General features: G+C 63.1%; 3 protein-coding genes. 1 reads left to right on the forward strand and 2 read right to left on the reverse strand.

Annotated elements, in window-relative coordinates:
* Nucleotides 1-115: 115 nt before the first annotated feature.
* Nucleotides 116-1,330, reverse strand: coding sequence for a tetratricopeptide repeat protein (locus tag EJ903_RS26060; protein WP_158628027.1), 1,215 nt, complete (start codon nt 1,328-1,330; stop codon nt 116-118).
* Between the two features lie 255 nt (nt 1,331-1,585).
* On the opposite strand from EJ903_RS26060, the gene EJ903_RS26065 reads away from it, so the two are divergent.
* Nucleotides 1,586-2,584, forward strand: a complete 999-nt coding sequence (locus EJ903_RS26065; RefSeq protein WP_126620784.1) for an IS1595 family transposase — start codon at nt 1,586-1,588, stop codon at nt 2,582-2,584.
* Here EJ903_RS26065 and EJ903_RS26070 read toward each other — a convergent pair.
* A complete protein-coding gene (locus EJ903_RS26070) occupies nt 2,572-3,027 on the reverse strand; it encodes a hypothetical protein (protein ID WP_126620785.1) in 456 nt (151 codons plus the stop codon). The two genes, EJ903_RS26065 and EJ903_RS26070, sit on opposite strands and share 13 nt — an antisense overlap.
* Nucleotides 3,028-3,200: the final 173 nt, after the last annotated feature.

The following is a 3,200-nucleotide window of genomic DNA, read 5'->3' on the forward strand; positions in this document are numbered from 1 at the left end:
GAAGCCTGGATCAATCCGCCGACAAAACCGGAGACCATCCAAGCTTAATTCATAACTCCGGCTGTCTCACATTCGTTGACACGTTCCGAGGGCCGTCCACCACATCACCTCAGGTTCAAGCCGTGGGCAGAAGAGCACGTAACCGATCGGCCCCCATTGGCAGTAAGCGCAGGAACAATGGCAACAGAAGCGCGTTGGGAGATCCTGCTTGAAAGGCTTTCATCGCCTCCCGCGCTTGTTGTTCAGCACTCAGTTCCAACAGAAGCAAGGCGTTGACCAGCCAATCAAATCCGCTCTCCGGTAGTTGACGCAGCGCCCCGTCCACCTTGGCCTTGGCTTCCGGCAAGCGGCCCAAGGCAAGGAGACCAAGGGCAAGAAGACCGCCTTGTCCCGGTGCCCCAAGGAAGGCCATCTGTTCCCGGTCAACCATTCGCCGGTACTCCTCCAGGGATGGAGCGATTTCAGCTGCCTTTTCATAAGCCGCCAAAGCCCCTGCCAAATCCCCCAGATGCTGAAAGGCCAAGCCACGGCAGGCCCACAAGGAGGAGTCCAGTTTCTGCCGCGCCTCCTCTTCGGCTACCAGTCCCGCCGCATCGACCGCCCGCGCATCGGCCAGTACCGTCAGTACCCGTAGCGCCACCGGAAACCGATCATCCGGCAATCTTGCCGTATAACCGATGAATGCCTGCTCGGCCTCCGCCAGTTCGAGGTTGATCATATGGTGGAAACCGAGACGGAATCGGATGTCGAGATTGCCGGGGGCCCGCCGTTCATAGCGGCGGTAACAGGCAGCCGCCTCGTCATAAGCGTGGTGGCGGAAGAACAGATGCCCTATCCGAATGCTGGTTTCCAGATCTGGCTCAAACGAGGCCGCATCCAGCAGAGCGACAATGGCCCTGCTTATAACCAGTACGTCAATCCGTCTGCCAACTTCGAGTATTTCCGTGCAGGCGACGAATTCTTCCGCATAGCACGCCAGCTCTATAGGCAAAGGAACTGCCAGCATGGCGTCGATATAAGCGCCGGCTCGCTCCCAACGCCCCGCCTTGGCTTCGATGTCCGCCAGCCGCAAAAGCCCCAGTTGGCGCATCCCGACGCCGGCGGGAAGACAGCTCGTGTCGCCAGTCAGCTCGGCAAGCGCCACGGCAGCCTCTACGCACCCCGGATCGCTTTCGCACGCTCGTTGCAAAGCCTGAGCAGCTCCGGATTCACTCCGGAGAGCCAGGGCGATGCCCATGTGGAGATGGTAGTTTGCAAAGGTCGTGGTACGGATTCGCTCACGCCAGACGGCAATTTGTGCCGTGGTCAACTCCGGAGAGGTGGCAGTCACGTCAACAACTCCCACAGGATATCCCCCGTACATTTCAGAAATGTTGCTTCACCCACAACGACCATACAACAGGCACACAATGAAGACACGCCCAAGATAGCGTCCACGGACGTGGTGGAAATTTGCGGACTTATGTAGCATCCGCCACGATGGTCGGCGGGCGATCTAGCCGGATGAGAACAAATCATGAACTTGACGATTCACAGCGGAGTCGAGGCCGGTTAGACTCGGGCAATCACCGTGTCGGAGATCGCCATGCCCCGTCGCATCAAAAGCCAGCACTTCCTTCTCACCGCTGCGGCGCGCACGCTGTCGCTGGCGACAGTGCTGCGCCTGTCGGACACGGAAGCCGAGACGGTGTTCGCGGCGATTCGCTGGCCGGAGACGAACGGACGTTCCGTGTGCCCGGCCTGTGATTGTGATGCGGTGTACGACTGCCGCCGACCGAGCGGTGCGCCTCGCTGGCGCTGCAAGCGGTGCCGCAAGGACCTCTCCCTCACCTCGGGCACACTGTTCGCCTTCCACAAGCTGGCGCTCCGGATGTACCTCGCCGCCGTGGTGATCTTCGTCAACGAGGTGAAGGGCAAGGGCGCGCTGCCGCTGTCGCGCGACCTGGGCGTCCAGTACAAGACGGCGTTCGTGCTGGCCCACAAGATCCGCGAAGCGATGGCCGCGGAGAGCCGCGGCGTCGTAATCGGCGGCGCGGGCAAAGCAGCGGAGATCGATGGGGCCTGCTTAGGCGGCCATATCCGCCCGGAGAACCGCAAGGCGGAGCGCAAGGACCGCCGGCTTGCCATCAACCAGACCGGCAAGCGCCGGTGTGTCGTCACCATCCGCGAGCGCGACGGTCGCACCCTGACCGGCGTGTTCCCGTCCGAGGACGCCGCCGGCAGCTTCATCCGCTCGCGCGTCGCCAAGGGCACCGAAGTGCATGCGGACGAGTCCAGCGCCTGGAACGACCTGCACGCCCGCTACCCAATGCACCGCATCAACCACCAGGACGCCTACAGCCAGGACGGCGCCTGCACCAACGGGGCGGAATCCTTCTTCTCGCGCATCCGCCGCCGCGAGATCGGGCACCATCATCACATCTCCGGCCTTTACCTGCACCGCTACGCCCAGGAAGCCGCCTTCCGAGAGGATCATCGCCGGACCAGCAACGGCGAGCAGTTCCGCATCGTGGTCGGGCTGGAGACGAAGACCGGCCCGTCGGTCGACTTCTGCGGCTACTGGCAGCGCGCTCACGCGGCGTGATCGGCGGGTTCGGACGGAAGGCACCAGCGGGCTCCCAGGCCATTGCCGATCTTCTCCACCGTGCCCTTGCCTTTCAGGGCGGTCAGGGTGTTGAGCACGCGCTGGATGAAGTCGGAGCGGGTCTTGCGGTCTTCCGGATCGAGCCCTCTGTCGCGCATGGCGGCGACGGCGATCTCCTCGGCGGCAACGACACGTCCCTCTGCCATGCGCAGCGCCTCCAGGCAGCGGCGCGCCAGCTCGCCGGTGGCGAAGTAGTGGGAGCGCGCCGCCGGCGGCTTCTTCGGCACAATGCTTTCCAGCTCCGGGGCGAACAGGCGCAAGGTGGCGTCCAGGTGCACCAGGTCGGCCCGATGCTGAGCCATCCGTTTCTCAAGCTCAAGGATTGCCCCAGAGATCTCCGCCCGCTTCTCCCGCAGGGCGCTGACGACGTGCGGCTCCCCCATACTCCATCCCCCTCCCGTTCGGTTTCAGCGCAACAGGGTAGCGGGTAGGGCTGAGACGCGGCAGGATCAGGCGGTGGCAGATGCTACATAAGGAGCCGATTCAAAATAGATGAATCGGCTTGGCTTGTGGTGCGGTCGGGGATTTTCAGCGGGAGTCGCTGCGGGTAGACTCG

Origin of the sequence: Azospirillum griseum (assembly GCF_003966125.1) — a bacterium.
GTDB classification, from domain to species: domain Bacteria; phylum Pseudomonadota; class Alphaproteobacteria; order Azospirillales; family Azospirillaceae; genus Azospirillum; species Azospirillum griseum.